The sequence below is a fragment of the Brevundimonas sp. UBA2416 genome, assembly GCF_002343105.1.
Classification (GTDB): Bacteria; Pseudomonadota; Alphaproteobacteria; order Caulobacterales; family Caulobacteraceae; genus Brevundimonas.
Window position 1 is genome coordinate 177,395 of the sequence record NZ_DDRM01000037.1, and the last position, 26,692, is coordinate 204,086.

A 26,692-nucleotide genomic window follows, 5' to 3' on the forward strand; every position below is an offset into this window, starting at 1 on the left:
CTGGAAATAGCGGTCGGCCGAGCCGGCCCCCATCGCCCCGACAGAGCCCATGCCGCGGTACGACTTGTAGGACCGGCCCTGGTACAGGAAGACCTCGCCCGGGCTTTCGTCCGTGCCGGCGAACATTGAGCCCATCATGGCGCAGGACGCCCCGGCCGCGATGGCCTTGGCCAGGTCGCCCGAATATTTGATGCCGCCGTCGGCGATGACCGGCGCGCCGGACTCCTTCGCCGCGCGGGCCGCTTCCATGATGGCGGTCAGCTGCGGCACGCCGACGCCCGCGACGATGCGGGTGGTGCAGATGCTGCCCGGACCGATGCCGACCTTCACCGCGTCTGCGCCCGCGTCGATCAGGGCGCGGGCGGCGTCATGGGTGGCGACATTGCCGGCGATGATCTGGATGCGGTTGGACTCGCGCTTGATCCGCTCGACCACGCGCGAGACCTGGATCGAATGGCCGTGGGCGGTGTCGATGACGACCACGTCCACGCCCGCCTCCGCCAGCGCCATGGCCCGCTCATAGCCCGCGTCGCCGACGGTCGAGGCCGCGCCGACCAGCAGCCGGCCCTGATCGTCCTTGGCCGCGTGGGGGTGGGCCTGGGCCTTCTCGATGTCCTTCATCGTGATCAGGCCGGTGGCGCGATAGTCCTCGTCGACGACGATGACCCGCTCGATCTTGCGGTCACGCAGCAGGGCGCGCGCCTCGTCCCGTCCTGCGCCCTCGCGCACGGTGACCAGGTCGCCCGTGGTCATCAGCTCGATGGCCTTGCGATTCGGATCGGTGTCGAACCGCATGTCGCGGTTGGTCAGGATGCCGACCAGCCTGCCGGTCTCAGGATCGACCACCGGGAAGCCCGAAATCTTCCGCTTGGCCACGATGGCGCGGATTTCACCGAGCGTCGTCTGCGGCGTGATGGTCACCGGATTGATGACCATGCCGCTTTCATAGCGTTTGACCTCGCGGACCATGTCGGCCTGTTCCTCGACCGTCATATTGCGGTGGAGGATGCCCAGACCGCCGGCCTGGGCCATGGCGATGGCCAGCCGGCTTTCGGTGACCGTGTCCATGGCGGACGAGGTCAGCGGGATGTTCAGCCTGATGTCGCGGGTCAGCTTCGTGGAGACGTCCGCCTCGGCGGGCATGATCTCGGACGGGCCGGGTTCCAGCAAAACATCGTCGAAGGTGAGCCCTTCGCGTATCTCCATGAGGAGTCTCCGTTTTGCGGGCCGCGTATAACGTGTTGCAGCGCGGAACGGCAAGGCCCGCCCGGCCTTATCCTCACGATAAGAACAATTGGCTTGCCGGATGCGGCGCCCGACCCACATCTGGGAGACCTATGGTCCGAATGCTCATCAGCACCGCCCGCCGCCTCGCGCTCAAGATCGCGAGCTATGGCGTGATGCACCTGGTGGTCGCCATCCTGGTGGCCTTCGCCATCACGCGCGACTGGCGGGTGGCCCTGGCGGTCGGGGTGGTCGAGCCCTTCTTCCAGACCATCGCCTATTCCATCCACGACCGCGTCTGGCACCGGATAGAGCGTCGGCGGATGCTCTCCAGCCTCGAGGAGGCGTCCGAAGCCTTCACCGCCCGCCTGCAGATCATGGCGCCCGAGGAACAGACCCGCGCCCATGGCCATCACGGCCACAGCCACGCCCTGCCCCGCTCGTTCAGCCAGATCGCGGTCAAATCCGTAACCTACGGTCTGATGCATTTCGTCGTGGCCGTGACCGTCGCCTTCGCCCTGACCCAGAACTGGCGCGTCGCGCTGGCCATCGGCATCATCGAGCCGCTGGTGCAGACGGTCTTCTTCACCGTTCATGATCGGGTCTGGACCCGGATCGAGGCGCGCAAGGCGGCCCGGGCGGCGGAGATGGCCTCGGCCTAGCGCCGGTTCATCGCCACGAGAAACACCTCGGCGCTGTCCTTCCGGCTGGACTCCGGCTTGACGTATTTGACCGTCTCGAACTCGGCCCGCAGCCGGGCCAGCACGCCGCCGGCGTCGCCGCCCTGAAAATTCTTCGACACGAAATGCCCGCCCGGCTTCAGGGTCCGGATGGCGAAGTCGGCGGCGATCTCGATCAGGGCGATGATCTTCAGGTGATCCGTCTGGCGGTGGCCGACGGTGTTGTGAGCCATGTCGGACAGGACCAGATCGGGCGCGCCGCCCAGCAGGTCCATCATCTGCTGATCGACCCCCGGATGGGTGAAGTCAGCCTGGATCATGATCGCGCCGGGCACCGGCTCGACCGGCAGCAGATCAACGCCAACGACCGCGACGGCGCCGCGCTTGACCGCGACCTGGGCCCAGCCGCCCGGCGCCGCGCCAAGATCGATAACCCGGCTGCCCTGTTTGATCAGATGAAACCGGTCATCGATCTCCAGCAGTTTGAAGGCCGCGCGGCTGCGCCAGCCCTCTGCGCGGGCGCGCTCGGACCATTTGTCGGACAGTTGGCGCTTGATCCACTGCTGGCTGGACATCGACTTGGTGTCCGCCGTCTTCATCTTGGTGCCCATGCCGCGGCCGGCGGCGGTCCCGCCCGTGGGCGGGCGCACCATCCGTCGGCGTTCAGCGGGCTTTTCTTCGTCGGTCATCGCATCCACATAGCCCCCGGCGGGTTTGCGGGCTATGGACCCGCGATAATTCACAAGGAGCGCGCCGATGGCCGACCAGACCCTGACCTTTTCCCTCGACACCGGCGACGGCGCCGACCGCGACGTAGTCATCAAGCTTCGCCCCGACCTGGCCCCCGGCCATGTCGCCCGCATCACCGAGCTGGCGAGCGAAGGCTTCTATGACGGCGTCGTCTTCCACCGCGTCATAGCCGGCTTCATGGCCCAGGGCGGCGATCCGACCGGCACCGGCACCTCGGGCTCGAAGAAGCCGAACCTGAAGGCCGAATTCTCGAAAGAGCGTCACGCCCGCGGCGTCTGCTCCATGGCCCGCACCTCGGACCCCAACAGCGCCAACAGCCAGTTCTTCATCTGCCTGGACGACGCCTCCTTCCTCGACGGCCAGTACACCGTCTGGGGCGAGGTCATCGAAGGCATGGAACACGTCGATGCCCTGCCCAAGGGCGAACCGCCCCGCTCGCCGGGCAAGATCGTCAAGGCGACGGTGAACTGAGGCCATGATCTCCGGTGCGGTTCGCGATGAGCTGATCGCGCGCTACAGCGAGCCGCACCGGCGCTATCACACCATGGTCCACATCGAGGACTGTCTGGCGCAGGTCGCCGCCTCGACGGACATGGACGACGACCGGCGGGCGCTGATGGACGCCGCCATCTGGTTTCACGACGCGATCTATGACGCGACGCGCCATGACAACGAGGCCGGAAGCGCCCGGCTGGCGCGTGCACGCCTGCTAGCGGACGGCGCGGCCCCCGAGTTCGTCGCGGAGGTTGAGCGCCTTATCCTGCTGACGGCGGGACATTCAGTCGAGGCCGGCGACACCCTCGGCGCCCGCCTCGTCTCGATCGACCTGTCGATTCTCGGCGCTGAGCCGGCCCGCTATGACGCCTATGCGGAGGCCATCCGGCAGGAATACATCCATGTGCCGGAGGCGCTCTACCGGCCCGGACGCGCCGCCGTGATGAGCCGTTTCCTGCAAAGCCCGCGTCTGTTCGCTGATCCAGCTTGGGCCGCCCGGTACGAAGCACAGGGGCGCGCCAACCTGACCCGGGAAATCGCCGCCCTCACCGCCTGAGCGACTATTCGATCTCGACGACCTCGACCCGCGCCCCGTTCAGCACCAGGGCGATCTCGCCGCGCTTGAGCTTCAGCGCGTCCTCGCCGAACAGCTGACGACGCCAGCCCTTGAGAGCGTCGACGTCGGCCTCGTCGTCGAGCGCGATCTTCTCGAGGTCCGCGACATTGGCCAGCAGCTTGGTCGCCACGCCGGCGTTGTCGCTCTTGGCCTTGAGCAGCACCTTCAGCAGTTCGACCACCGACGGCGGCGCCGGCTGGTTGTGGGCCGGGCGGTCCAGCTTGGGCGCATGGGCCTCCGGGTCCGCCAGCACCCGCTTCAGCTCCGCCGACAACTCCAACCCGAGGCGCGAGGCGCCGAAGCCCTTGGGCACCGAACGCAGGCGGTTGAAGGCATCGGGGTCGGTCGGGCCCTGGGCCGCGATCTCGTCAATCGCCTCGTCCTTCAGGATGCGGCCGCGCGGCTGGTCGCGATCCTGCGCCGTGCGCTCGCGCCAGACCGCGGTCGCGACAAAGGCCGCCAGATATTTCGCCGACCATTTCTTGGGCTTCAGGCGCTTCCAGGCCTTTTCAGGATCGGTGTCGTAGAGGTCCGGATCGGTCAGATCCTCCATCTCGGCCATGACCCAGTCCAGACGGCCTTCCTTCTGCAGCCGCTCGCGCAGCTTGGGATACAAGGCGGCCAGATGGGTGACGTCGCCCAACGCATAGACCAGCTGCGCCTCCGACAGCGGGCGGCGGGCCCAGTCGGTGAAGCGGCTGCCCTTGTCGACTTCCTGCCGCAGCATCTGGCGGACCAGCGCCTCATAGGAGACCTGATCGCCGAAGCCGGCGGCCATGGCGGCCACCTGGGTGTCGAACATCGGCTTGGGCATGGCGCCCAGTTTGACGAAGATTTCCGTGTCCTGACGCGCGGCGTGGAAGACCTTCAATATCTTCGGATCACGCAGCAGGTCGAGGAAGGGTTCGAGGTCCAGCCCCTCTGCCATCGGGTCAATAATGGCGGCGTCCGTGGCCGACGCGGCCTGGATCAGGCACAGACGCGGCCAGTAGGTCGTCTCCCGCATGAATTCGGTGTCGACGGTGATGAACGGCTGGTTGGCGAGGCGGTCGCAGAATTCGCGCAGGACCTCGGTGGTGGTGATCGGCGTCATTCGGATGCTATAGCCCCGCGCGATACGGTTGTGGCAAGAGCCGCCGCAGAAATCCGCCCACTGATTCAGGCCCGTGACCCATGAGCGACACCCCCGACAGCCTGCGCAACGGCATGACCTACGCCGATGCGGGGGTGGATATCGACGCCGGTGAAATGCTTGTGGACGCCATCAAGCCGCTGGCGAAATCGACCCGCCGGCCCGGCGCAGAGGCCTCGCTGGGGGGATTCGGGGCCCTGTTCGACCTCAAGGCGGCCGGGTTTGAGGACCCGCTGATCGTCGCCACCACCGACGGCGTCGGCACCAAGCTGAAGATCGCCATCGAGACCGGACGCCATGACGGCGTCGGGGTCGACCTGGTCGCCATGTGCGTCAACGACCTGCTGGCCCAGGGCGCCGAACCCCTGCTGTTCCTCGACTACTACGCCACCGGCAAGCTGGAGATCGACGCCGCCAAGCGCGTCGTGGCCGGAATCGCCGAGGGCTGCCGTCAGGCCGGCTGCGCCCTCGTCGGCGGCGAGACGGCCGAAATGCCCGGCATGTACCAGGGCGGCGACTACGACCTTGCCGGCTTCTCGCTCGGCGCCGTCGAGCGCGGTCACGCCCTGCCGTATCTGGACCGCCAGCAGGCCGGCGACATCATCATCGGCCTCGCCTCCTCGGGCCCGCACTCCAACGGCTACTCCCTCATCCGCAAGGTGGTTGAGAAGTCTGGGCTGGCCTGGGGCGATGACGCCCCCTTCGCCCGCGACCGGACGCTCGCCCAGGCGCTGATGGAGCCCACCCGCATCTATGTGAAGCCGGTCCTGCCCCTGATGAAGGCCGGCCTGATCAAGGGCGCGGCCCACATCACCGGTGGCGGTCTGATCGAGAACCCGCCGCGGTGCATCGCCGACGGCCTGCAGGCCAGCTTCGACTGGGACGCCTGGCCGATGCCGCACGTCTTCCAGTGGATGGGCGAGACTGGCGGGATTTCGGATCACGAACTGCGCCGCACCTTCAACTGCGGCATCGGCTTCATCCTGATCGTGTCGCCCGAGAACGCCGAACCGGTGCTGGCCGGCCTGCTGAACGCCGGCGAGGTCGCCTTCGTCTGCGGGCAGCTGGAAGCCGCCTAGTAGCCTTCGGCGTCGAGGCTGCTGAAGGTCACCCGGACAAGGGCCGCGGCGCCCGGGTTCTGGCGCAAGGACACGGTGAACCCGCCCTTGGTCCAGATCGGACGATTGGCCGGCAGACCCGCCTCCGGTGCAAAGCCCTGATCACGCATGACCGGCAGCACGGCCGCCCTTGCCCCGTCGAAGCCGCCGCGCCGCGCCTGTATCACGCAGACCCGATTGAGGTTGCCGTCGGCGACGCTGCCTTCGGTTGTCAGACGCAGCAGATGGGCCTCGTCCGCGCTCCGGAATGTACGCGTATCGGCCTCCGGCGCGGGCGTCTCGACGAAGCCGAGCACTTCCACCCCGGCCATGTCGCTGATCTCGCCCGTCACATAGGGCAGGCAGACGTCGGTCAGGACGGTGCGGGTCAGGTCGCGCGACTGCGCGGGGCTGGCGGCGAGCGTGGCGGCGAGGACGAGGGCAAGCATCGACGAAACTCCGGAGCGACGGGCGCACTGTTTCCGAGGCCGTCGCCAAGCGCAAGCGTCAGCCGTGGACCCGGCCCGTTGACCCGCCGCCGCCTGCCCGGCAAGGTCCGCGCCTTCCGTAATCCGTGAGGTCGCCGATGCGTGCGCTGTCTATCGCCCTGGCCGGAGCGATCCTGGCTTCGGCCCCCGCCGCGGCCCAGACGGTGCAGGAAGAGGCCCGGATCCACCGTCTTGTCGGGGAGGTCCGCGCGGAACGGCTGCGCGCCGACGTCGAGGCCATGGTCGGCTTCGGCACCCGTCACACCCTGTCCGAAACGGACTCCGACACCCGCGGCGTGGGCGCTGCGCGTCGCTGGGTCGAACGCGAGTTCCAGGCCATTGCGCGGGACTGCGGCGGCTGTCTGGACGTCGTCCTTCCCGGCCAGACGGTGACCGCCCTGCCCCGCATCCCCAACCCGACCGAGGTGGTCAATGTCGTGGCGATCCAGCGCGGCACGACGGATCCGGATCGGGTCATCGTCATCACCGGCCACCTCGATTCGCGCGTCACCGATGTCATGAACGCGACCGATGACGCGCCCGGGGCCAATGACGACGCCTCGGGCGTGGCCGCCCTGATCGAAGCCGCGCGCGTGCTGTCCAGGGAACGGTTCCCGGCCACCCTCGTCTACGCCGCCCTGACCGGCGAGGAACAGGGCCTGCACGGCGCCCGCATCCTAGCCGAATACGCGCGCGAGCGTGGCTGGCGTGTGATGGCCAATCTGAACAATGACATGGTGGGCAACATCGAGGGCCAGAGCGGGGTCATCGACAACACCCGCATCCGTGTTTTCGCCGAGGGCACCCGGACCCTTGAGACCCAGGCCGAGGCCGACAGCCGGCGTTACAATGGCGGCGAGGTCGATTCCCCGTCGCGCAACCTGGCCCGCTTCATCGATGGCGTCGCCGACCGCTATCTGACCAATTTCGACGTCGAGATGATCTATCGCACAGACCGCTACGGCCGTGGTGGCGACCAGGTCGCCTTCCTGCGCCTCGGCTTTCCCGCCGTGCGCATCACCGAGGGGTCCGAGAACTACGACCGGCAGCATCAGGATCTGCGCAGCGAAAACGGCGTGGTCTATGGCGATACGATCGACGGGGTCGACTTCGACTATCTGGCCCAGGCGACCCGCCTGAACGTGGCGACCATGGCCGCCATGGCTCGCGCCCCGGCGCCGCCAACCGGGGTGACTATCGCCGGCGCGGTCCAGCCGGACACCACCCTGCGCTGGACCGCTGTCCCCGGCGCATCCGGCTACCGCGTCTGGTGGCGTTCGACCACGGCGCCGCAATGGACCCACAGCCGCTGGGCCGGCGACGCGACAGAACTGGTGCTGCCGGGCGTGATCATCGATGACTTCTTCTTCGGCGTCTCGTCAGTGTCCGCCGACGGCTTCGAAAGCCCGGTGGTCTTCCCCGGACCGGCGGGCGCCTTCATCCCGGCTCCCCCTCGCCCGGCCAACTGATGCCGCAGTCCCGAACCGGCCGCGTCCGTGTCGCCGTCCTGATCTCCGGCGCCGGCTCCAACATGGCGGCCCTCATCGACGCCGCCCGGCGGGCCGACGCGCCGTTCGAGGTGGTGGTGGTTCTGTCCAACAGGCTCGACGCCGGCGGTCTGGCCGTCGCAGAGGCCAAGGGCGTCCCCGCGGCCGTGGTCGATCAGCTTCCGTTCGGCAGGGACCGCGCCGCGCATGAAGCCGCCGTCCAGACGGTGCTGGAGGCTCACGGCGTCGAGGTAGTGGCCCTCGCCGGCTATATGCGGCTGCTGACGCCCTTCCTCGTCGGCCGCTGGGCCGGGCGGATGCTGAACATCCATCCCAGCCTGCTACCGAAATATCCTGGGCTCGACACCCATGCCCGAGCCATCGCCGCCGGCGACGCCGAGGCCGGCTGCACGGTGCATCTGGTCACCGAGGGCGTGGACGACGGCCCTGTGCTGGGTCAGGCCGTCGTGCCTGTCCAGCCCGACGACACGCCGGGCTCGCTGGCGCAGCGGGTTCTGGCGGCCGAACACGCCCTCTATCCCCGCGTACTGGCAGACTTCTGTCGGCAGGCCTGAGTTCAGCCGCGGGAAGCTCGCCCCTCGGCCGCGCGAACGGCCAGCGCCAATCCCGCGACCAGCGCGAACGCCGGCCACAGCGCCAGCACGTCAAGGCGCAGGAAACTGATCGCCCCGATCGCGCCGCCGGTCGCCAGCCCGGCCCACAGCAGCAGGAACGGGACCCAGTCCCAACGTGCCCCGCCGTGCAGGGCGGTCGCGATCCGCTGCCCCATGCGCACGAGCGTCCCGGTCATATAGGTCAGGCCGACCCCGACATCGCCCTGACGCTGGAACACGGCGTTCTCGACCCCCATGGCCATGACCACGGCCACCATGCCCAGCTCGCGCCAGCCGGCGGTGCACAGGCCCGCGCCGATCAGCAAAAGGACGGCCTCGACCGCGAGTACGGCAGACCGCCGCTCCTCGCCGAAGCGCCGCGCGACGGTGGCCCCGGCCACCACCCCGACCACGAACAGGGCGATCAGGCCGAAGGCGATCGCCGCCTGATCCCACTCTCCGAGCGACAGGCCGACGCCCAGCCGGGTGGAGTTGCCGCTCATGAAGGAGACGAAAAAGCCGCCGAGAGTCATGAAGCCGACCGCATCGACATAGCCGGCGAGCGCCGACAGGGTCGCGGCCAGCATCACGCCCTTGCGGCTGTAGTCCTTCACAGCGATTCCCCGGTGAAGGCCCAGCCTGACACGAAAACGGCCGGATCGTCACCGATCCGGCCGCTGTCAGTCGATAGGGCCTGAGCCGTTAGCCGACGATCTGGTCGTCCGTGAAGAACTGGGCGATCTCGATGCCGGCATTTTCGATCGAGTCCGAGCCGTGGACCGAGTTCTCGCCGATCGACAGGGCGAACTGCTTGCGGATCGTGCCGTCAGCGGCGTCCTTCGGGTTGGTGGCGCCCATGACTTCGCGATAGGCGGCGACGGCGTTCGGGCCTTCCAGCACCTGAACGACGACCGGCTCGGCGGTCATCTGGCCGACCAGCTCGCCGTAGAACGGGCGTTCGGCGTGGACTTCGTAGAATTTCTTCGCCTGGGCTTCGGTCAGATGCACGCGGCGCTGGGCCACGATGCGCAGGCCGGCGCCCTCGATCACGGCGTTGATCGCCCCGGTCAGGTTGCGGCGCGTGGCGTCGGGCTTGATGATCGAGAAGGTGCGTTCGGTCATGGGAGTGACTTCTTGTTGGGAGATTGAAGGTCGCGGGCTTATAGCGGCGCCCTCCCCGGTTTCCAACCGCCACACAATTTTGCCTCTTTCGCGCGCCGCAAGGCGGTTCGATGCGTCAGGGGCCGCCCGAGATCACGACCGACCATGCTCCAGATCACCGACCTGACCTTCAACGCCTGGGGCCGCAAATTCCTCGAGGACGCCTCCGTCTCCCTGCCGCCCGGCTCCAAGGTCGGGCTGGTGGGCCGCAACGGCATCGGCAAGTCGACCCTGTTCAAGCTGATCCTCGGCGAACTGGCCGCCGGCGGCGACGAGATCAGCCTGCCGAAGACGGCCCGCATCGGCTCCGTGGATCAGGAGCACCCCGCCACCCCCGTCAGCGTGCTCGAGACCATTCTCGAGGCCGACGAGGAGCGCCACAGCCTGCTGGGCCGGCTGGAGACCGCCGAGCCCGAGGAGATGGGCGAGATCTGGACCCGGCTGATCGAGATCGAGGCCGACGCGGCTCCCGCCCGCGCCGCTGAAATCCTCGTCGGCCTCGGATTCGACCATGAGAACCAGCAGCGACCGATGTCGGAATTCTCGGGCGGCTGGCGCATGCGCGTCGCCCTGGCCGCGGCCCTGTTCGCCGAGCCGGACATGCTGCTGCTCGACGAACCGACAAACTATCTCGATCTGGAAGGCGCCCTGTGGCTTGAAGCCCGCCTGAAGAAATACCCCCACACGGCCCTGATCATCTCCCACGACCGCGAGATGCTGAACGAGGTCTGCACCCACATCCTCCACCTCGCGAACCGCAATCTGACCCTCTACACGGGCAACTACGACCAGTTCGAAAAGGCCCGCGCCGAGAAGGCCCGGCTGCAGCTGTCGGCCAAGGCAAAGCAGGACGCCGAGCGCGCCCACCTCCAGGCCTTCGTCGACCGCTTCAAGGCCAAGGCCTCCAAGGCCGCCCAGGCCCAGTCTCGCATGAAGCGGCTGGCCAAGATGCAGCCGGTCGCCACCACCATCGAGGAGCGCGTCGCCCCCTTCATCCTGCCGTCGCCGCCGCGCCCCCTCGCCCCGCCGCTGATCCGGCTTGAGCGCGCCAATGTCGGCTACGAACCCGGCAAGCCGATCCTGCGCAATCTCAACCTGCGCATGGACCTGGACGACCGCATCGGCCTGCTGGGCGTCAACGGCGCCGGCAAGTCGACCTTCGCCAAGATGATCGCCGGCGCTCTCAACGTCTCCGAGGGCGAGTTGCACCGCGACCGCAAGATGCGCGTCGGCTGGTTCCACCAGCACCAGATCGAGGCCATGGACCCGACCGACACGCCGCTGGAGATCATCCGCCGCGCCATGCCGGACGCCCCCGAAAGCGCCCGCCGCTCCAAGCTGGCGCAATGGGGCCTCGGCTATGAGAAGCAGGAAACCACGGTCGCCAGCCTGTCCGGCGGCGAGCGCGCCCGCCTGCTGCTGAACCAGGTGGCGATGGACGCGCCGCACATCCTGATCCTCGACGAACCGACCAACCACCTCGACATCGACAGCCGCCGGGCCCTGCTCGACGCCCTCAACGACTATTCCGGCGCCGTCATCCTGATCACCCACGACCGTTCGCTGATGGAGATGGTCGCCGACCGCCTGTGGCTGGCCGCCGACGGCACGGTCAAGCCGTGGGACGGCGACATGGACGACTACGCCAAATTCGTCCTCGACCGCGCCAAGGCGGCGGCTGTGAAGCCGAGCCAGATCAAGGAAGAAGCCGTCGTCACAACCGCGCCCTCGGCAAACCACAAGGGCAAGAAGAACGACAAGAAATCAGGCCCTTCACCTTCAACCCTGCGTCACGCGGTGAAGAAGGCCGAGGAGCGAATGACCCAGCTGACCGCCGAGATCGCCCGCATCGACGACGACATGGCCAACGCTTCGGTCAGCAATCCCAAGGCGCTGGAGGGCCTGACGCGAGCCCGGGCGAAGACCCAGGCCGATCTGGATGCCGCCGAAGCCGCGTGGGTTGCGGCGGAAGAGGCGCTGGCGGAGGTGTCGTAACCCCACGCTTTCGTCATCTTCCGGCAAGCCGCGCCTTCGCGGCGCTGACCGGGGGAAAGCGAGCGATCGGTTCACGTTCGGGGCTCACCTGCCCCGTTACAAAATCCTCATCCAACCGGGTGCATCCGCAGACGGCAGACACGGCCTCATACAGCGACGGCGTGAAGGATCACGCTCCAGAGGGGTGTCAAATTGTCAAAGTCTTTCGTTTCCACGAACCGGGGCCTGCGCGCGCGTCTCGCCCTCGTCGGCCTGACCGCGCTCGTCCTCTCAGCCGCTCCCGCCCTCGCCCAGGACGTCAACCGCATGGATGAGATCGTGCGGGCCTCCGTCGCGACGGAAGAGTTTTCGGGATCAGTCCTGGTTGCGCGCGACGGCGAGGTGTTGCTCGATCGCGGCTACGGCCTCGCCAACCGGGAATGGAACATTCCCAACGATGGCGAGACCAAATTCAGGCTGGCATCGGTGACCAAACAGTTCACCGCCGTCGCGATCATGGTCCTGCACGAGCGCGGCCTGGTCGATCTCGACTTGCCGGTGAAGACGTATCTGCCGGATGCACCGGCGGCCTGGGACGCGGTGACGGTCCGTCACCTGCTGACCCACACCTCCGGCGTGCCGAATTTCACCAGCTTCGACGACTATCAGGCATCCAAGACCCTGCCGGCGACGATCGAGGCCCTGATCGCACGATTCCGGGACCACCCGCTGACCTTCCAGCCGGGCGAGGGCTGGAGTTACTCCAACTCCGGCTACATCCTGCTGACCGCGGTGATCGAGAAGGCGAGCGGCCAGTCCTATGCCGACTTCGTCGCGGGGAGCCTGTTCCAACCGCTCGGCATGAACGACAGCGGCTACGACAGCCACGCCGCCATCATGCCTCACCGGGCCTCGGGCTATTCCCCGACCGAGACCGGGATCGTCAACGCCGACTATGTGGACATGAGCATTCCGCAGGGCGCGGGCGCGCTCTACTCGACCACCCGCGACCTCCTGAAATGGGAGCAGGGCCTGTTCGGCGGCCGGCTGCTGAACCCGGAGTCCCTCACCCTGCTGACCACGCCGGTCCGCAACCAGTACGCATTGGGTCTGATGGTCAGGGAAGCGGGCGGAAACACCACGATCGCGCATTCGGGCGGCATCGAGGGCTTCAACTCACATCTGGCCTGGGATCCGGCGCGCCGGATGACGGTCATCGTGCTGGGCAATCTGAACGGCCCCGGGACGGACCAGGTCGCCGGCTCGCTCATGGCCCTAGCGCGGGGCGAAACCGTCACCCTGCCCAGCGAGCGTCAGGCGGTCGTCGTCGCGCCCGAGCTGCTGCGCGCCTACGAGGGCGTCTATGAACTCGCGCCGACCTTCGCCATCACCATCTCCGTCGTCGACGGCAAGCTGATGGCGCAGGCGACCGGTCAGGACGCCTTCGAGCTGCATGCGCAGTCGGACAGCCGGTTCTTCCTGACCGTGGTCGACGCCCAGGTGACCTTCACCCGTGACGCCGCAGGCGCGGTCGATGCCCTGATCCTGCATCAGGGCGGCCGGGACAGTCGGGCGCCGAAGAAACAGGCTGCGCAGCCCTAACCCGGAAGGCGCCCCTCTCTGCAGATGATGCGAAGAGGGGCGACGGGGGTTTCGCTACTTCCGGATGACGGAAAGCGGCATACTTGCGAATCCATGCCCATCCGCCGCCTCCCCCCTGAAACCGTCAACCGCATCGCCGCCGGCGAGGTGGTCGAACGCCCGGCCAGCGCCATCAAGGAGCTCGTCGAGAACGCGCTCGACGCCGGCGCCACGCGGATCGAGGTCCAGGCCGACGGCGGCGGGCTGACGCGGATCCTGATCGCCGACGACGGGCACGGCATGGCGGCAGACCAGCTGGCCCTGGCGGTCGAGCGGCACGCCACCTCCAAGCTGGAGGCCGACGACGCGGGCGATGTCGACCTGTTGCGCATTTCGACCCTCGGCTTCCGCGGCGAGGCCCTGCCCTCGATCGGCTCCGTCGCCCGACTGACCATCACCAGTCGTCCCCGTGAAGGCGGCGACGCCCATCAGATCACCGTCCAGGGCGGCGACCAGCGGCCGGTCGCGCCCGCCGGCTTCCCCGGCCCGCACGGCGCCCGGGTCGAGGTCCGCGACCTGTTCTACGCCACTCCCGGCCGGCTCAAGTTCATGAAGTCCGAGCGGTCCGAGGCCATGGCCATCTCTGAGGAGATCAAGCGTCAGGCCATGGCCCACGAGGGCGTCGCCTTCACCCTCGATCTCGACGGCAAGACGACCCTGCGCCTGCCCGCCGAACACCCGGGCGACGCCGGGCGGCTGAAGCGACTGGCCGCCCTGCTGGGCCGCGATTTCGAGGCCAACGCCCTGTTGATCGACCAGGCACGGGACAATGTCCGCCTGACCGGCTACGCGGGCCTGCCGACCTACAGCCGTGGCAACGCGGGCCACCAGTATCTGTTCGTCAACGGCCGCCCGGTGAAGGACCGTCTGCTGCAGGGTGCGCTGCGCGGCGCCTATGCCGACTTCCTCGCCCGCGATCGCCATCCGGCCGCCGTGCTCTTCCTCGAGATCGACCCGCTCTACGTCGACGTCAACGTCCACCCGGCCAAGGCCGAGGTGCGTTTCCGCGACCCGGCGCTGGTGCGCGGCCTGATCGTCGGGGCCCTGCGCCACGCCCTCGCCGCCGCCGGCCACCGCGCCTCGACAACCGTGGCCGCAGACGCGCTGGCGGGATTTCGCCCCCATTCCGGCGTCGGGCCCGGTCCAGCCTTCAGCCCCTCCTCGCCTTCAGCCCAGGGCTGGAGCGGCTGGCAGGGTTGGGCGGCTCCGGCCAGCGCCAATGCCCAGGTTATCCCCGGCCTCAACGAACGTTCGGCCCGCGTCGAGCCGGGCTACGCGCCCGCGTCAAACGACCGCTGGCCCGCCGACGCCGCCCCGGCGGCACCCGACCTGATCGACTACCCCCTCGGCGCAGCCCGGGCCCAGCTACACGGCACCTATATCGTGGCCCAGACGCGCGACGGCCTCGTCGTCGTCGACCAGCACGCTGCCCACGAACGCCTCGTCTATGAGCGGATGAAGGTGCAGATGGCGCGCGGTTCGGTCACCCGTCAGGCCCTGCTGACCCCCGAGGTCGTCGAGCTGGACCCCGCCGAGGCCGAACGCGTCTCTGCCCGCGCCGACGAACTCGCCGAACTCGGCCTGATCGTCGAACCCTTCGGCGCCGGCGCCGTGCTGGTCCGCGAGACCCCCGCCCTGCTCGGCGACACCGACGTTCAGGGCCTGATCCGCGACATCGCCGACGACCTCGCCGAACACGGCGCGGCCCTCGCCCTGTCCGAACGGCTGGGCGAGGTCTGCGGGACCATGGCCTGCCACGGCTCGGTCCGCGCCGGCCGCGTTCTCTCGGCCCCCGAGATGAACGCCCTGCTCCGCGAAATGGAGGCCACGCCCCATTCGGGCCAGTGCAACCACGGCCGCCCGACCTATGTCGAGCTCAAGCTGGCCGATCTGGAGAAGCTGTTCGGGCGGCGCTGACGCTATGCGGCAGCGGGCAGGCAGATTTCAATCACCCGGCTGACAAGCTGCGACTCGCGCAACGTCCCGAGGATCGGGTCCTTGTCCGCCGGGACCATGAGCAGCAGGAAAAGCACCGCCGACTGAATCACGACGACCAGGGCCAGAAGGCCGATCAGGGCAGGTGACAGACCGAATCGCCGGGCACGCATGGGACCTCCAGACGGACATACCAACGGTATGGCAAACGGATCGCGGGCCACAAGTCTACGGAAGCTGACGACGTCCCCTGAATCCGGTCAGGGCACCAGCGCCTCGACCACGCCCCCTGCACGCCCGCCGGAGACGACCTCTCCGCCGGCGATCGCGTAGACCACGCCGTCCACGGCCGCCGCCGCCAGCCCGTGCCGCGGCGTCCGCATCGGCGGACCGGCGGCCCAGCCATCGGTGCCCGGATCATAGATCCAGGTCTCGGCGAAGACCCCGCCGCCGCCGGGCGCGAACCATTCTCCGCCGAACGCGACCAGCTTGCCGCCAGCCGCCGCCATGGCCAGGCCGCCGCCGACCTGCTGTCCCGTCGCCGGCGAGGCCGGGATTGGCGCCAGAGTGTCCCAGCGGTCAGCCGCCGGATCATAGCGGTCCAGCCGCCCGGTGCCGCCGCCCGTCACAGTGCGCCCGCCGGCGACCCACAGCGCACCGTCCAGCACGGCTCCGGCCGCACTGTTCCGCGCCATCGGCGCTGGTCGCAGGGCCTCCCAGCGGTCCGCGCTCCGGTCATAGGCCCAGTGATCCGCCACATCGGACTGGTCGTTCCACTGACCGTTGGCCGCACCCAGCGGACGGCGGCCCGTCACCAGATGCGCCCGTCCGCCCAGATCAACGCCCACGCTCTCGCCCAGGGGCGCCGGCAGCGACGCCACGGCGGTCAGCGCCTCGCCCTCCGCCATCCAGACATCGGTCATCGCCGTCCAGTCCCCGGCCTCGGACCGGCCATAGCCGCCCACGATCATCAGCGCGCCGCCGCAGGTCACCACCATCGGATGGTGCCGGGGGGACGGCAGGCGCGGCCCCTGGCTCCACACGTCGACGGCCGGGTCATAGACGCCGGTACGGTCCTCGATCTCGGTCACCCGCGCGGGCCGGCGCAGCCCTCCGGCGGTGACGATCCGCCCACCAGCGACCGCGCAATAGATCTCCTGCACCGCCCAGGGCAGCGGCGCCCTTGGCGTCCAGCCCGCTGCCGGCTCCTGTGCTCTGACCGCGAACGGAACGGCCGCCGTGGCTCCGGCGGCGGCGATGAAGGCGCGGCGATCAATCTGGCTCATGGCGCGAGCCTAACCCGAAGCGAACGTCCCCGCCTATCCCGCCACGACGTCGGACCGGACCCTCAGGAACAGCACCCGCGCGGCGCCGTAGTCGCGCGCGTCCAGCCTTTCATAACCGGGCGTGTCGATCTCGGGTTCGTCGGAGCCGCGCTCAAACACGACGACCGCGCCGGCCTTCAGCCAATTGCCTTCCAGCAGCCGCTGCAGCGTCTGCTCTCCCAGACCCTTGCGATAGGGCGGGTCGAGGAAGGCCATGTCGAAGGCCTCGCCGTCGGAACCGGGCCGCGGCCCGAGGTCCGTGGCGCTGCGGCGGTGCACGCGCGTGCGCCCCATGACGCCATAGGCGTCGGCGTTCTCGCGAATGGCCCCGCGCGCCTCGTCGTCGGTCTCGACGAACAGGGCGAAGGCGGCGCCCCGGCTGATGGACTCGAAGCCGAGCGCGCCCGAACCGGCGTACAGGTCCATGATCCGCATCCCGTCGAGCGGCTCCGCCCAGGCGGCATGCTCCAGCACATTGAACACGGCCTGACGGGCGCGGTCAGAGGTCGGGCGCGTGCCCTGCCCTTCCGGCGCGACGATCGACCGGCCCTTCAGACTGCCTGCGACAATCCGCACGGATCAGCCCTTGGAGCGGGGACCGCGCGGCGAACCGCGCCCGCCTGCAGGACCGGCGCCCGGACGGGGACTGCCGCGTCCACCAGCCGGACCGGCGCCGGGGCGTGAGCCGGCGGGCTTCGAAAAGCCACCCGGCCGGTCCCCGGTCTTGCCCGCGAACGGCGGCTTGCCGCCCGGTTTGCGGTCAAAGGGCCGCTTGTCCCCCGGACGGTCGTCGGATCGCGCCGCAGGCCGGGCGCCGGTGCGGGCGTCGCCGCGCGGGCGGTCGATGAACTGGTCCTCGCGCGGCTTGAACACGCGCTTGGGCCGTTCGCCGGCAGCCTCGGCGCCTTCAGGTCGGGCCCGAGGCGTGAAATTCTTCTTCGGGTGCTCGAATTTGGGCGCGGCCTTGGCCCAACCCGGCTTCTTCTGCGGCCGGGCGGCGCGCTCGGCGGCGGCGTCAGCGGCGGCTCCGGCGGCGCGGACCCGGCTGGGCTTGCGCGACGGATCGGAGATGGCCGAGCCCGAAGCCCCCTTGTTGATCGGCGCCGAGGTGCGGCGGCCCGGGATCGGCGCGGGTGTCGAGACCGTATTGCCGGTCGGCAGGTTCTCGGGCCGGATATGCTGGGCCAGCATCTCGCGGATCACCCGCGGGCCGACTTCCTCGACCGAGCCGATCGGCAGGGTGCCCAGCTGGAAGGGACCATAGGCCAGGCGGATCAGGCGGTTCACGGTCAGGCCGAGGTGCTCCAGCACCTTGCGGACCTCGCGGTTCTTGCCCTCGGTGATGGAGACGCTAATCCACAGATTGGCCGGCGCATTGCCCTCGGTCTCCCTGGCCTTGTCCAGCGTCGCTTCGATCGGGCCATAGTGAATGCCGTCGACGGTGACGCCGTCCTTGAGCGAATCGAGCTGCAGCTGGCTGACGCGGCCCCGGGCGCGGGCGCGGTACTGGCGCACCAGTTCGGTCGAAGGCAGTTCCAGCGCCCGGCTCAGCTCCCCGTCATTGGTCAACAGCAGCAGGCCCTCGGTATTGAGGTCGAGCCGGCCGACCGACAGGACCCGCGGCAGGCCGCTGGGCAGGGCGTCGAAGACGGTCGGCCGTCCAGCCGGATCAGTGTGCGAGGTCAGCAGGCCGGCGGGCTTGTGATAGCGCCAGACCCGGGTCGCCTCGGCCGAGCCGATCGGCTTGCCGTCCACGGTGATGACGTCGTCACGCGTGACCAGCACTGCCGGGGTGTCGAGGATCTTGCCGTTGACCGCCACCTTGCCGAGACCGATCAGCCGTTCGACCTCGCGGCGCGAGGCGATACCGGCCCGCGCCATGACCTTGGCGATCCGCTCGCTGCGTTTCGGACCTTCATCAGCCTTCGGACCCGGCTTGCCGTCCTTCGCGAAGGGCTTGCCGCCCGGTTTGCCGAAGGACTTGCCGCCCTTTGGCGGCCCGCGATCATCCGCGCCCTCGACGCGTTTGACATAGGGTTTGCGGGGGGCGTCGCGGCTGTCGTCTTGACGCGGGCGCGGCTTCTTGTCGTTGTCTCGGGGATGGCTGGCCATGATGAGCGGTTCATGCACATGGCCTTGGCGTGTGCGCAAGCGGCGGCGGATGCGGGAGAGACTCCCGTGGGCTGCGTGATCGTCGACGAATCCACTGGCGAGGTGGTCGCCGAGGGCATGAACGGCCCCATCGACACCCACGATCCGACCGCCCATGCCGAGATCGTGGCCATGCGCGCAGCCGCCGCGAAACTTGGAAATTACCGCCTCACCGGCCTGACCCTCTATGTCACGCTCGAGCCCTGCGCCATGTGCGCCGGCGCGATCAGCCACGCCCGCATCGGCCGGGTCGTCTGGGGCGCCGACGATCCCAAGGGCGGGGCGGTGGCGCACGGCCCCCGCTTCTTCGACCAGCCGACCTGTCACTGGCGACCGACGGCCGAGGGCGGCGTGCTGGCTGCGGAAGGCGGCGAGCTGCTACGCGCCTTCTTCCGCGCCCGCCGCAAGGGAACGGCGGCGCCTGATGTACGTTAGTCCGCCGGGGCCGCACGGCTCAGCTTGTTCGAGAGTCCGCATGAAGTCCCTGGTCCTCGTCGTCGCCCTGTCCTGTCTCGCTGCTGCCGCCTGCGGGCAGAAGCCCCAGGATGCTCCGACGGACGGGGATTCGGTGCGCGAGCGGGCTCAGGAGGCCCAGACGGCCCGTCGCAGGACGGGGGCCGAGGCCCAGGACCGGGCCCTCAACCGGGTCATCCGAACCGTCTATCTGTGCAACAACAGCGAACGGCTGTCGGTCGATTTCGACAATCCGCGCCAGATGGCGACGGTGCGCAACTCCAGCGGCGAGGCCGTCGACCTGTACCAGGAACGGGCCAGCGAAGGCATCTGGTACAAGGCGTCGGGCTATGAGCTGCGCGGCGAGGGCGTCATGGCCACCTGGACCTCGGACGGGCGCCCGCCCACCGACTGCCGGGCCGTCGACTAGCCGAACGCCGCCAGCCTGGCATCGAGCCGAGCCCGGACCTCGGGCCAGTCGTCGTCGAGCACGGCGAACTGGGCGGTGTCGCGGATGCGGCCCTTGAAGGTGATCTTGTGCTTGCGCAGCACCCCCTCATCGCGCGCGCCCAGCTTGCGGATCGCGGCCTGACTGCCCGGATTGATGGCGTCGGTGAGTATCTCCACCCGGACCGCGCCACCGTCAAAGGCGTGGCCGAGCAGCAGCCGCTTGCACGACGGATTCACCGGACCCCCGCGCGCCTCGGGGCGGTAGAAGGTCGAACCAATCTCGCAGCGGCGGTAGTCGGGCTTGATCTCATACAGGCTGGTCGAACCGACCACCGCGCCGTCGCTCAGGCGGCGTACGGCCCAGGCGATGCGCGTCCCCTGCTCCATCGCCTTCAACGCCGATCGCCACCAGCCGTCGAAATGCGGGCCGTAGCCGGCGGCGACCATGATGTCCCAGGACGCCGCATCGCAATCGAGAGCGTAGCGCACCTCGGCTTCCAGCGAAGCCGTGAGGGGCTCCAGCCGAACGAAACGGTTTTCCAGCGGGACGACAGCCAGCAGCATCCGGGTCCGGCTCACGAAGCGCCCTCGGCCTTCAGAAACGCCCTGACAGCCGCGCGGTCCACGGCCTTGTCGACGAAGGCATCGCCGACGCCGCGGGCCAGGATCAGGGTCAGCCCCCCGCCCTCGGCCTTCTTGTCGCCGGCCATTCGGGTCACCAGCCCCTCCGCGGAAAGAGCGCCGACAGCGTCCAGCCGGGTCGGCAGGCCCGCTGCCGCGATGACGGCATCGACCCGGGTCGCATCCGCGCCCGGGCACAGACCGCTGGACGCGGCAAACCGGAACGCCAGCGCACAGCCCAGCGCCACCGCCTCGCCATGGGTCAGCTTCGTCTCGTCAAAGCCCAGCTCGGCCTCGATGGCGTGTCCGAAGGTGTGGCCGAGATTCAGCAGGGCGCGCCGCCCGGCCTCCTTCTCGTCTTCGCCGACAATGGCGCTCTTGATCTCGACCGAACGGACCACGGCCCGGGTCAGGGCGGCGGCGTCGCCTTGCGCGCCGCCAGCGCCCTCGCCCGCCAGCCAGTCGAAGAAGTCCGCGTCGCAGATCAGGCCGTGCTTCAGCACCTCGGCCCAACCGGAGCGCAGCTGGCGCGGCGGCAGGGTGGCCAGCAGGTCGATGTCCGCGACCACCAGCCGCGGCTGGTGAAAGGCCCCGACCAGATTCTTGCCGCGGGGGGTGTCAATCGCCGTCTTGCCGCCGACCGAGGAATCGACCTGGGCCAGAAGGGTTGTCGGGACCTGCACAAAGTCGATGCCGCGCATGAACAGCGCCGCCGCCAGGCCCGCCAGATCGCCGACGACGCCGCCGCCCAGGGCTACGATCAGATCGCGTCGGTCGAGACCAAAGGCCAGCAGCCGATCGATCACCCGCTCCAGTTCGGCGAAGGATTTCGACGCCTCGCCGGGCGGCACGGTCAGCAGCCGGGCGCGGACGCCTGCCGCCTCCAGCGCTGCAAGGACCGCCGGGCCGTGCAGGGCGGCGACGGTCTCGTCTGTGACGATGACGGTTCGATGCTTGGCCAGGGCGGCGATCCGCCGGCCCAGTTCGGGCAGCAGACCCCGGCCGATGATGACGTCATAGGGCTGAAAGCCGTCGCCGGAGACGGGAATGACCGTGCTCATGCCGCCGCCTCGTTCCAATAGGCTTCCAGCGCCCGGACGATGCCCTCCACGGCCTCGGCATGGGCGCCGCCGGCCACGTCCACGACCACGTCGGCGCAGGCGTAGAAGGGATACCGCACCTCGGCCATGGCCTTCAACGCCTCAAGGGGGTCGCGACCGCGCAGCAGGGGGCGGGTGTCGCGCCGCTGCACCCGGCTGGCCACAGTTTCGAGGTCGGCGCGCATCCAGACCGTGACGGCGCGCGCCTGGAGCTCGGCCCGGGTTTCGGAATTGAGCACCGCCCCGCCACCGGTCGCCAGCACCATGCGCGGCCCCTGCAGAAGACGTTTCAGCACCCGCGCCTCGCCCGCCCGGAACTCGGACTCGCCGAGCTGTGCGAAGATGTCGGAGACGGTCATGCCCGCCGCTGCCTCGATTTCGATGTCGCCATCGGCGAAGGGCAGGCCCAGCCGTTTGGCCAGACGGCGTCCCACCGTCGATTTGCCCACGCCCATCAGCCCGACCAGGGCTATGGTGCGATCATGAACGGGAATCGGTTCGTCATCGATCGCCACGGGTCTCATGACCGGCCTCGCGGGAGGCGGCTGGACGGCGACGGAGCGGGCGGCGGCAGGCACGGCATGACCCGACCACCCTCTACACCAAGCGCCGCCTTCGCAAAGCGCCCACGCGCATGACTACGCCGCAGGTCGAGGCCTTTCTTGAAATGATGGCCGTCGAGCGCGACGCCTCGCCCCATACCCTGTCCGCCTATGGGCGCGATCTGGCCGATGCCGAGGCCGGAATCGCGGGCGGCCTGATGCGCGGCGACGAGGCGGGGGTCGAGGCCTGGTACGCCGATCTGGGCCGCCGCGGCCTGTCTCCGGCCACCCAGGCGCGGCGTCGATCGGCTGTGCGTCAGTTCTACCGTTTCGCGCTCGGCGAGGGCTGGCGCGCCGACGACCCGTCCCGGAGGCTGGATGCGCCGAAACAGGGCCGCAGCCTGCCCCGAACGCTCTCCGGTGATGAGGTCGGGCGGCTGTTGACCGCGGCCGCGACCCACGATGGGGCGGCGGGCGTCCGGATGGTGGCGCTGGTGGAGCTGGCCTACGCCTCGGGCCTGCGCGTCTCGGAACTTCTGGGACTGAGGGTCGAGGCCGTCCGGCGCGACCCCGCCTTCCTGATCGTGCGCGGCAAGGGCGGCAAGGAGCGGCTCGCCCCGCTTAACGCCCCGGCGCGCGAGGCGGTGAAGGTCTGGCTGATCGCCCGCGACGCCGACCGTCCGGAAAAGGCTCCCGACAGTCCCTGGCTGTTTCCCTCGGCCTCGGCCAAGGGGCACCTCACCCCCCGCCGCTTCGCCCAGCTGCTGGATCAGGCCGCTGTGGATGCCGGCATCGACCCGGCCCGGGTCAGCCCCCACGTCCTGCGCCACGCCTTCGCCACCCACCTTCTGGAGGGCGGGGCCGACCTGCGCGTGGTCCAGACCCTGCTGGGCCACGCCGACATCGCCACGACCCAGATCTACACCCACGTCGCCACCGACCGTCTGGCCCAGGTGGTGCGTGACAAGCACCCCCTGGCGAGGGATGAGTGAACCGCGCTTGCTCCCCGGCGTTGACCTGACTAGGTTCCGCCGCCTTCCGATGCGCCACGCGGCGCGCCTGTTCCGGACGCCTTATGGCCGTGCACTACCTCGAGTTTGAAAAGCCGATCGCCGATCTGGAGGCGAAGATCGAGGAGCTGAACCTGCTCTCCGCGACCTCCGGCTCGTTCGACGCCGAGGTCGATCAGCTGCGCAAGAAGGCCGAGCAACTCCGCCGCAAGACCTACGCCAGCCTCGACCCGTGGATGAAGACCCAGGTCGCGCGCCACCCGCAGCGGCCGCATTTCGTCGACTATGTCGAGGGACTGTTCACCGACTTCGTCGAGCTCAAGGGCGACCGGCAGTTCGGCGACGATCAGGCCATTCTGGGCGGGCTGGCGCGGTTCCGCGGCGCGCCCGTGGTGCTGATGGGCCACGAGAAGGGCCACGACACCCAGACCCGCGTCGTGCACAATTTCGGCATGGCCCGGCCCGAGGGCTACCGCAAGGCGGTGCGACTGATGGATCTGGCCGAGCGCTACGGCCTGCCGGTCCTGACCTTCGTGGACACTGCCGGCGCCTACCCCGGCCTTGGCGCCGAAGAGCGCGGCCAGGCCGAGGCCATCGCCCGCTCGACCGAACGCTGCCTGACCCTGGGCGTGCCCTCTATCGCCACCATCACCGGTGAAGGCGGCTCGGGCGGGGCCATCGCCATCGCCGCCGCGGGCCGCGTGCTGATGCTCGAACATTCGATCTATTCGGTGATCTCGCCCGAAGGCGCGGCCGGCATTCTGTGGCGCGACGGAGCCCGCGCCCGCGATGCGGCCATGGCCATGAAGATCACCGCCCCCGACCTCGTCGAGCTGAAGATCGTGGACCGGATCATTCCCGAACCGGTCGGCGGCGCGCACGCTGACCGCGAAGCCGCCATCGCCGCCGTCGGCGACGTGCTGGCCGAAGAACTGGCTGCGCTGTCGGGTCTGACGCCGGACCAGCTACGCAAGGCGCGGGCAGACCGCTTTTACGCCATTGGCCGCGCGGGTTAAGCGAGCGACCGGCGAATCTGTCGCGTTAATCACTCTTCTACCGGAAACTGCGAGCGTCGCTGGATGTACGCTTTTCGGTCTTCCTGCCTGCGGCGGCGTCTGCAATGAGCGCCCTCGGCGAGGCGCTACGCAAGAGCGCGGTGATCAATCTGAGCGGCGCGGTCACCATGGTCGTGGACGATTCGCCTTTTGCTCTCGAACTGACCACCCAGTCCCTGATGGGATTCGGCATTCGCCCCCGGCACACCTGCCAGGGCGCCGCGGAAGCCATGGACATCCTCAAGGAACAGAACGTCGACCTGCTTCTGGTCGACTGCGACATGCCCGGAATCGACGGCTTTGAACTGGTTCGCTGGTTGCGCCGCTCCGGCCTGGATCCGAACGCCTTTGTGCCGGTGATCATGACGGCCGCCCACATCCGCCGGCCGCGCGTGGCCGAGGCCCGGGATTGCGGCGCCAGCTTCATCATCACCAAGCCCTTCAGCGCGACCATCCTGCTGGAGCGGATCGTCTGGGTCGCGCGGGACAGCCGGCCGTTCCTTGAGATCGGCGACTATTTCGGGCCGGATCGCCGCTTCCGCACCACCCCCTCGCCCCCTGAAGAACGCCGCGCGGACCTGATCCGGAAACGCGAATTCGAAGCGGCGAAAGACGCTGCATCGACCGAGGGAGAGACCGTTTGACCGTCATCACCCACCCTCGCCGCAAATCGAACCTGGCGACGATGATCGACTCGGCCGGTGGCGTCAGCGTCGGCGTCGCCCTGGCCCAGGCCCGCGCCAATATCGAATCGATGCGCGGGCAGGCGTTGGCGGTTATCGAGTCCGGAATAAGCGCCCTGGAAGCGGTGCCGGCTCCCTCATCTCGCGAGGAAACGCCCGCGCGACTGGATCAGGCCTACCGCGCCGCGACCACGCTCATAGACGCCGCCGGCCCGTTCGAACTGTTCGACCTGTGTCGCGCGGCGGCCGGCCTGTGCGATCTGATCGGCGCGATCGACCCGGAGCAACCCTTCGACTGGCGCATCGTCACCGTCCACGCCCGGTCACTTCGGCTGCTGCAGAACCTGCCGCTGGAGGCGACCGAGGAACGGGCCCGCATTCTCGACAGCCTCAACGAGGTCATAGAGCGGAAGCTGGCTCAGACCGGCTGACGCTCCGTCCGCGCGCCGCGCGTCTGCTTCCGCCAAAGGGCCGCATACTCCCCGCCCAGATGCGCCACCAGTTCGTGGTGCGCGCCGCGCTCGACGATCCTTCCGGCTTTCAGAACCAGAATCTGGTCGGCGTCGGCGATGGTCGACAGCCGGTGCGCGACCACCAGTGTGGTCCGGCCGGTCCGGGCCTTGCGCAGCGTCCTCTGGATGGCGGCCTCGGTGCGGCTGTCCAGCGCGCTGGTGGCCTCGTCGAGAATCAGGATGCACGGATCGGCCAGCAGGGCGCGGGCGATGCCGACCCGCTGCCGTTCACCGCCTGACAGTTTCAGGCCGCGCTCGCCGACGCGGGTCTCCATGCCCTCGGGCAGTTCGCGGATGAAGTCGGCCAGTTCGGCCGCCTCCGCCGCGGCCCAGATGGCGGCCTCGTCGGCATCGGGCCGGGCGAAGCCGATGTTGGACCGGATACTGTCGTTGAACAGGGCGACATCCTGCGGCACCAGGGCGACGGCGGCGCGAAGCGAGGTCTGGGTGACCTGCCGCGCGTCCAGCCCGTCGATCAGCACCCGGCCCTCCTGCGGGTCCAGCAGCCGCAGGGCCAGTTTGACGATGGTGGACTTGCCCGACCCTGACGCCCCGACGAGGGCCGTGGTGGTGCCCGGCGGCGCGATGAAGCTGACGTCTTCCAAGCCATTGGCGCGGGAGTCGTGACGGAACCCTACACCCTCGAAGACCAGCGAGGCTCCGTTCGCGTCTGTCGGACGCGGCAGCGGGACGGCGTCCGGCGCGTCCGCGACCTGCGGCGTCTGACGCGTCACCTTGAGCATCTCCTCCATGTCGATGAAGGACTGCCGGATCTCCCTATAGGCAAAGCCCAGGATGTTCAGAGGCGCATAGAGGGAGATCATGATCAGCACCGCCGCCATGACGTCGCCCGGCCCCATCCGGCCGGCGGCCGCCTCGAACCCTGCCATGACCGCCATGACGGCGAGGCCAATGTTCATGACCACGGCCTGGATGATGTTCAGCAGGGCCAGCGAGCTGTTGGCCTTGAGGGCTGCGCGGGTGTAGTCGCCCAGCGCCCGGTCATAGGCCCCGGCGGCCCGCGCCTCGGCTCCGAAGGACTTGACCGTTTCATAGTTCAACAGGGCGTCGACCGAGACGCCCGCCGCCTCGGTGTCGGCGGCGTTCATCTCGCGCCGGTGCTCCAGCCGCCAATTGGCCAGGGCGAAGGTCGAGGCGGCGTAGACGGCGACCACCGCCACCGCTACCGCGCCGAACCGCCAGTCGTATCGCGCGCCGAGCACCCCCGCCGCCAGCACCAGCTCAACGCCGGTGGGGATCAGGTTGAAAGCCAGGATGCGCAGCAGGAAGTCGACCGCCCGCGAGCCGCGATCCATGGTCCGCGACAGTGAACCCGACCGCTTCGTCTGGTGAAAGTCGAGCGAAAGACTGAGCGCATGGGCAAAGGTCTCGGTCGCTGCCCGTCGCTGGGCCGCCGAGCGCACCGGGGCGAAGACGACATCCGAGGCGTTGGGTGCGATGGCGGAGAGCAGCCGCACGAACGCCCAGCCCACGGT

At 69.1% G+C, this 26,692-nt stretch carries 29 protein-coding genes; 15 read left to right on the forward strand and 14 right to left on the reverse strand.

Annotation, left to right across the window (positions count from 1 at the left end; all coding sequences use genetic code 11):
- A partial coding sequence (gene guaB / locus B3E43_RS12260; protein ID WP_292029887.1) for an IMP dehydrogenase occupies nt 1-1,206 on the reverse strand: 1,206 nt, incomplete at its 3' end.
- A 140-nt stretch (nt 1,207-1,346) separates the two neighbouring features.
- On the opposite strand from guaB, the gene B3E43_RS12265 reads away from it, so the two are divergent.
- Nucleotides 1,347-1,886, forward strand: a complete 540-nt coding sequence (locus tag B3E43_RS12265) for a DUF2061 domain-containing protein (RefSeq protein WP_292029890.1) — start codon at nt 1,347-1,349, stop codon at nt 1,884-1,886.
- Here the strand turns inward: B3E43_RS12265 and B3E43_RS12270 are convergent.
- Nucleotides 1,883-2,593, reverse strand: coding sequence for an RlmE family RNA methyltransferase (locus B3E43_RS12270; RefSeq protein WP_292029892.1), 711 nt, complete (start codon nt 2,591-2,593; stop codon nt 1,883-1,885). The two genes, B3E43_RS12265 and B3E43_RS12270, sit on opposite strands and share 4 nt — an antisense overlap.
- 67 nt (nt 2,594-2,660) lie before the next feature.
- Here B3E43_RS12270 and B3E43_RS12275 point away from each other — a divergent pair, with 67 nt between their 5' ends.
- Together B3E43_RS12275 and B3E43_RS12280 are read left to right on the forward strand one after the other, a co-directional pair.
- Nucleotides 2,661-3,125, forward strand: a complete 465-nt coding sequence (locus tag B3E43_RS12275; protein ID WP_292029895.1) for a peptidylprolyl isomerase — start codon at nt 2,661-2,663, stop codon at nt 3,123-3,125.
- Nucleotides 3,126-3,129: 4 nt separating this feature from the next.
- The gene (locus tag B3E43_RS12280; RefSeq protein ID WP_292029896.1) at nt 3,130-3,705 is read left to right on the forward strand and encodes a phosphohydrolase; all 576 of its coding nucleotides are present in this window, start codon (nt 3,130-3,132) and stop codon (nt 3,703-3,705) included.
- Between the two features lie 4 nt (nt 3,706-3,709).
- On the opposite strand, the gene rnd is transcribed toward B3E43_RS12280, so the two are convergent.
- Nucleotides 3,710-4,858, reverse strand: coding sequence for a ribonuclease D (gene rnd, locus B3E43_RS12285; RefSeq protein WP_292029898.1), 1,149 nt, complete (start codon nt 4,856-4,858; stop codon nt 3,710-3,712).
- A gap of 80 nt (nt 4,859-4,938) precedes the next feature.
- Between rnd and purM the strand changes: the two genes are divergently transcribed.
- Nucleotides 4,939-5,976 (forward strand): phosphoribosylformylglycinamidine cyclo-ligase, encoded by a 1,038-nt coding sequence (gene purM, locus B3E43_RS12290; protein ID WP_292029901.1) that lies wholly within the window; start codon nt 4,939-4,941, stop codon nt 5,974-5,976.
- Here purM and B3E43_RS12295 read toward each other — a convergent pair.
- Nucleotides 5,973-6,443 carry a hypothetical protein gene (locus B3E43_RS12295; RefSeq protein ID WP_292029904.1) on the reverse strand — a complete coding sequence of 157 codons (471 nt, stop codon included), beginning with the start codon at nt 6,441-6,443 and terminating at the stop codon, nt 5,973-5,975. The two genes, purM and B3E43_RS12295, sit on opposite strands and share 4 nt — an antisense overlap.
- Nucleotides 6,444-6,580: 137 nt before the next feature.
- Here B3E43_RS12295 and B3E43_RS12300 point away from each other — a divergent pair, with 137 nt between their 5' ends.
- Both B3E43_RS12300 and purN read left to right on the forward strand, forming a co-directional pair.
- Entirely contained in the window at nt 6,581-7,951 is a 1,371-nt protein-coding gene (locus tag B3E43_RS12300) for a M20/M25/M40 family metallo-hydrolase (protein WP_292029906.1), read from the forward strand.
- Nucleotides 7,951-8,544, forward strand: coding sequence for a phosphoribosylglycinamide formyltransferase (purN, locus tag B3E43_RS12305; RefSeq protein ID WP_292029908.1), 594 nt, complete (start codon nt 7,951-7,953; stop codon nt 8,542-8,544). Before B3E43_RS12300 ends, purN begins: the two co-directional genes overlap by 1 nt.
- 2 nt (nt 8,545-8,546) lie before the next feature.
- Here purN and B3E43_RS12310 read toward each other — a convergent pair whose 3' ends face one another.
- Both B3E43_RS12310 and ndk read right to left on the reverse strand, forming a co-directional pair.
- Nucleotides 8,547-9,197 carry a YoaK family protein gene (locus B3E43_RS12310; protein ID WP_292029911.1) on the reverse strand — a complete coding sequence of 217 codons (651 nt, stop codon included), beginning with the start codon at nt 9,195-9,197 and terminating at the stop codon, nt 8,547-8,549.
- 88 nt (nt 9,198-9,285) lie between these two features.
- A complete protein-coding gene (gene ndk, locus B3E43_RS12315) occupies nt 9,286-9,705 on the reverse strand; it encodes a nucleoside-diphosphate kinase (RefSeq protein WP_292029914.1) in 420 nt (139 codons plus the stop codon).
- Nucleotides 9,706-9,849: 144 nt separating this feature from the next.
- Between ndk and B3E43_RS12320 the strand changes: the two genes are divergently transcribed.
- From B3E43_RS12320 to mutL, 3 genes are all read left to right on the forward strand, one after another.
- Nucleotides 9,850-11,739, forward strand: coding sequence for an ABC-F family ATP-binding cassette domain-containing protein (locus B3E43_RS12320; RefSeq protein WP_292029915.1), 1,890 nt, complete (start codon nt 9,850-9,852; stop codon nt 11,737-11,739).
- Nucleotides 11,740-11,931: 192 nt separating this feature from the next.
- A complete protein-coding gene (locus B3E43_RS12325; RefSeq protein ID WP_292029918.1) occupies nt 11,932-13,320 on the forward strand; it encodes a serine hydrolase in 1,389 nt (462 codons plus the stop codon).
- A gap of 93 nt (nt 13,321-13,413) precedes the next feature.
- The gene (gene mutL, locus B3E43_RS12330; RefSeq protein ID WP_292029919.1) at nt 13,414-15,276 is read left to right on the forward strand and encodes a DNA mismatch repair endonuclease MutL; all 1,863 of its coding nucleotides are present in this window, start codon (nt 13,414-13,416) and stop codon (nt 15,274-15,276) included.
- Between the two features lie 2 nt (nt 15,277-15,278).
- Here mutL and B3E43_RS12335 read toward each other — a convergent pair whose 3' ends face one another.
- The 4 genes from B3E43_RS12335 to B3E43_RS12350 form a co-directional block, all read right to left on the reverse strand.
- Complete coding sequence (locus B3E43_RS12335) at nt 15,279-15,467, reverse strand: hypothetical protein (RefSeq protein WP_292029921.1); 189 nt, start codon at nt 15,465-15,467, stop codon at nt 15,279-15,281.
- Nucleotides 15,468-15,554: 87 nt separating this feature from the next.
- Nucleotides 15,555-16,580, reverse strand: coding sequence for a Kelch repeat-containing protein (locus tag B3E43_RS12340; protein WP_292029923.1), 1,026 nt, complete (start codon nt 16,578-16,580; stop codon nt 15,555-15,557).
- A 33-nt stretch (nt 16,581-16,613) separates the two neighbouring features.
- Nucleotides 16,614-17,195 (reverse strand): 16S rRNA (guanine(966)-N(2))-methyltransferase RsmD, encoded by a 582-nt coding sequence (rsmD, locus tag B3E43_RS12345; RefSeq protein ID WP_292029925.1) that lies wholly within the window; start codon nt 17,193-17,195, stop codon nt 16,614-16,616.
- 3 nt (nt 17,196-17,198) lie between these two features.
- Nucleotides 17,199-18,731, reverse strand: coding sequence for a pseudouridine synthase (locus B3E43_RS12350; RefSeq protein ID WP_292029927.1), 1,533 nt, complete (start codon nt 18,729-18,731; stop codon nt 17,199-17,201).
- On the opposite strand from B3E43_RS12350, the gene tadA reads away from it, so the two are divergent.
- Both tadA and B3E43_RS12360 read left to right on the forward strand, forming a co-directional pair.
- Nucleotides 18,720-19,205: a tRNA adenosine(34) deaminase TadA gene (tadA, locus tag B3E43_RS12355; protein ID WP_292029929.1), complete on the forward strand. Its 486-nt coding sequence runs from the start codon at nt 18,720-18,722 to the stop codon at nt 19,203-19,205. The genes B3E43_RS12350 and tadA overlap by 12 nt on opposite strands.
- Before the next feature lie 40 nt (nt 19,206-19,245).
- The gene (locus B3E43_RS12360; protein ID WP_292029931.1) at nt 19,246-19,653 is read left to right on the forward strand and encodes an MliC family protein; all 408 of its coding nucleotides are present in this window, start codon (nt 19,246-19,248) and stop codon (nt 19,651-19,653) included.
- Here B3E43_RS12360 and B3E43_RS12365 read toward each other — a convergent pair.
- The 3 genes from B3E43_RS12365 to B3E43_RS12375 are packed head-to-tail and all read right to left on the reverse strand — an operon-like array spanning nt 19,650 to nt 21,918.
- On the reverse strand, nt 19,650-20,237 hold the full coding sequence (locus B3E43_RS12365; RefSeq protein ID WP_292029953.1) for a GNAT family N-acetyltransferase: 588 nt from the start codon (nt 20,235-20,237) through the stop codon (nt 19,650-19,652). The two genes, B3E43_RS12360 and B3E43_RS12365, sit on opposite strands and share 4 nt — an antisense overlap.
- A gap of 11 nt (nt 20,238-20,248) precedes the next feature.
- Nucleotides 20,249-21,355 carry a 3-dehydroquinate synthase gene (gene aroB, locus B3E43_RS12370; RefSeq protein WP_292029933.1) on the reverse strand — a complete coding sequence of 369 codons (1,107 nt, stop codon included), beginning with the start codon at nt 21,353-21,355 and terminating at the stop codon, nt 20,249-20,251.
- Nucleotides 21,352-21,918, reverse strand: a complete 567-nt coding sequence (locus tag B3E43_RS12375; protein WP_292029935.1) for a shikimate kinase — start codon at nt 21,916-21,918, stop codon at nt 21,352-21,354. The genes aroB and B3E43_RS12375 overlap by 4 nt, the downstream gene beginning before the upstream one ends.
- A gap of 110 nt (nt 21,919-22,028) precedes the next feature.
- On the opposite strand from B3E43_RS12375, the gene B3E43_RS12380 reads away from it, so the two are divergent.
- The 4 genes from B3E43_RS12380 (at nt 22,029) to B3E43_RS12395 (ending at nt 25,115) form a co-directional block, all read left to right on the forward strand.
- Nucleotides 22,029-22,928, forward strand: coding sequence for a site-specific tyrosine recombinase XerD (locus B3E43_RS12380; RefSeq protein WP_292029937.1), 900 nt, complete (start codon nt 22,029-22,031; stop codon nt 22,926-22,928).
- Between the two features lie 83 nt (nt 22,929-23,011).
- The gene (locus tag B3E43_RS12385) at nt 23,012-23,962 is read left to right on the forward strand and encodes an acetyl-CoA carboxylase carboxyltransferase subunit alpha (RefSeq protein WP_292029939.1); all 951 of its coding nucleotides are present in this window, start codon (nt 23,012-23,014) and stop codon (nt 23,960-23,962) included.
- A 104-nt stretch (nt 23,963-24,066) separates the two neighbouring features.
- Nucleotides 24,067-24,645, forward strand: a complete 579-nt coding sequence (locus tag B3E43_RS12390; protein ID WP_292029942.1) for a response regulator — start codon at nt 24,067-24,069, stop codon at nt 24,643-24,645.
- A complete protein-coding gene (locus B3E43_RS12395; RefSeq protein ID WP_292029944.1) occupies nt 24,642-25,115 on the forward strand; it encodes a chemotaxis protein CheE in 474 nt (157 codons plus the stop codon). Before B3E43_RS12390 ends, B3E43_RS12395 begins: the two co-directional genes overlap by 4 nt.
- On the opposite strand, the gene B3E43_RS12400 is transcribed toward B3E43_RS12395, so the two are convergent.
- On the reverse strand, nt 25,103-26,692 hold a 1,590-nt coding region (locus B3E43_RS12400), incomplete at its 5' end, for an ABCB family ABC transporter ATP-binding protein/permease (protein ID WP_292029945.1). The two genes, B3E43_RS12395 and B3E43_RS12400, sit on opposite strands and share 13 nt — an antisense overlap.

What these genes read in the sequence shown, in the direction of transcription:
- B3E43_RS12295 (WP_292029904.1), bottom strand. Translation starts at nt 6,443, where the DNA reads ATGCTTGCCCTCGTCCTCGCCGCCACGCTCGCCGCCAGCCCCGCGCAG.
- B3E43_RS12300 (WP_292029906.1), top strand. Translation starts at nt 6,581, where the DNA reads ATGCGTGCGCTGTCTATCGCCCTGGCCGGAGCGATCCTGGCTTCGGCC.
- aroB (WP_292029933.1), bottom strand. Translation starts at nt 21,355, where the DNA reads ATGAGCACGGTCATTCCCGTCTCCGGCGACGGCTTTCAGCCCTATGAC.
- B3E43_RS12350 (WP_292029927.1), bottom strand. Translation starts at nt 18,731, where the DNA reads ATGGCCAGCCATCCCCGAGACAACGACAAGAAGCCGCGCCCGCGTCAA.
- B3E43_RS12390 (WP_292029942.1), top strand. Translation starts at nt 24,067, where the DNA reads ATGAGCGCCCTCGGCGAGGCGCTACGCAAGAGCGCGGTGATCAATCTG.
- ndk (WP_292029914.1), bottom strand. Translation starts at nt 9,705, where the DNA reads ATGACCGAACGCACCTTCTCGATCATCAAGCCCGACGCCACGCGCCGC.
- B3E43_RS12340 (WP_292029923.1), bottom strand. Translation starts at nt 16,580, where the DNA reads ATGAGCCAGATTGATCGCCGCGCCTTCATCGCCGCCGCCGGAGCCACG.
- B3E43_RS12320 (WP_292029915.1), top strand. Translation starts at nt 9,850, where the DNA reads ATGCTCCAGATCACCGACCTGACCTTCAACGCCTGGGGCCGCAAATTC.
- B3E43_RS12335 (WP_292029921.1), bottom strand. Translation starts at nt 15,467, where the DNA reads ATGCGTGCCCGGCGATTCGGTCTGTCACCTGCCCTGATCGGCCTTCTG.
- B3E43_RS12265 (WP_292029890.1), top strand. Translation starts at nt 1,347, where the DNA reads ATGCTCATCAGCACCGCCCGCCGCCTCGCGCTCAAGATCGCGAGCTAT.
- purM (WP_292029901.1), top strand. Translation starts at nt 4,939, where the DNA reads ATGAGCGACACCCCCGACAGCCTGCGCAACGGCATGACCTACGCCGAT.
- rnd (WP_292029898.1), bottom strand. Translation starts at nt 4,858, where the DNA reads ATGACGCCGATCACCACCACCGAGGTCCTGCGCGAATTCTGCGACCGC.
- purN (WP_292029908.1), top strand. Translation starts at nt 7,951, where the DNA reads ATGCCGCAGTCCCGAACCGGCCGCGTCCGTGTCGCCGTCCTGATCTCC.
- B3E43_RS12380 (WP_292029937.1), top strand. Translation starts at nt 22,029, where the DNA reads ATGACTACGCCGCAGGTCGAGGCCTTTCTTGAAATGATGGCCGTCGAG.
- tadA (WP_292029929.1), top strand. Translation starts at nt 18,720, where the DNA reads ATGGCTGGCCATGATGAGCGGTTCATGCACATGGCCTTGGCGTGTGCG.
- B3E43_RS12270 (WP_292029892.1), bottom strand. Translation starts at nt 2,593, where the DNA reads ATGACCGACGAAGAAAAGCCCGCTGAACGCCGACGGATGGTGCGCCCG.
- B3E43_RS12280 (WP_292029896.1), top strand. Translation starts at nt 3,130, where the DNA reads ATGATCTCCGGTGCGGTTCGCGATGAGCTGATCGCGCGCTACAGCGAG.
- B3E43_RS12275 (WP_292029895.1), top strand. Translation starts at nt 2,661, where the DNA reads ATGGCCGACCAGACCCTGACCTTTTCCCTCGACACCGGCGACGGCGCC.
- B3E43_RS12365 (WP_292029953.1), bottom strand. Translation starts at nt 20,237, where the DNA reads ATGCTGCTGGCTGTCGTCCCGCTGGAAAACCGTTTCGTTCGGCTGGAG.
- B3E43_RS12375 (WP_292029935.1), bottom strand. Translation starts at nt 21,918, where the DNA reads ATGAGACCCGTGGCGATCGATGACGAACCGATTCCCGTTCATGATCGC.
- B3E43_RS12360 (WP_292029931.1), top strand. Translation starts at nt 19,246, where the DNA reads ATGAAGTCCCTGGTCCTCGTCGTCGCCCTGTCCTGTCTCGCTGCTGCC.
- B3E43_RS12385 (WP_292029939.1), top strand. Translation starts at nt 23,012, where the DNA reads ATGGCCGTGCACTACCTCGAGTTTGAAAAGCCGATCGCCGATCTGGAG.
- mutL (WP_292029919.1), top strand. Translation starts at nt 13,414, where the DNA reads ATGCCCATCCGCCGCCTCCCCCCTGAAACCGTCAACCGCATCGCCGCC.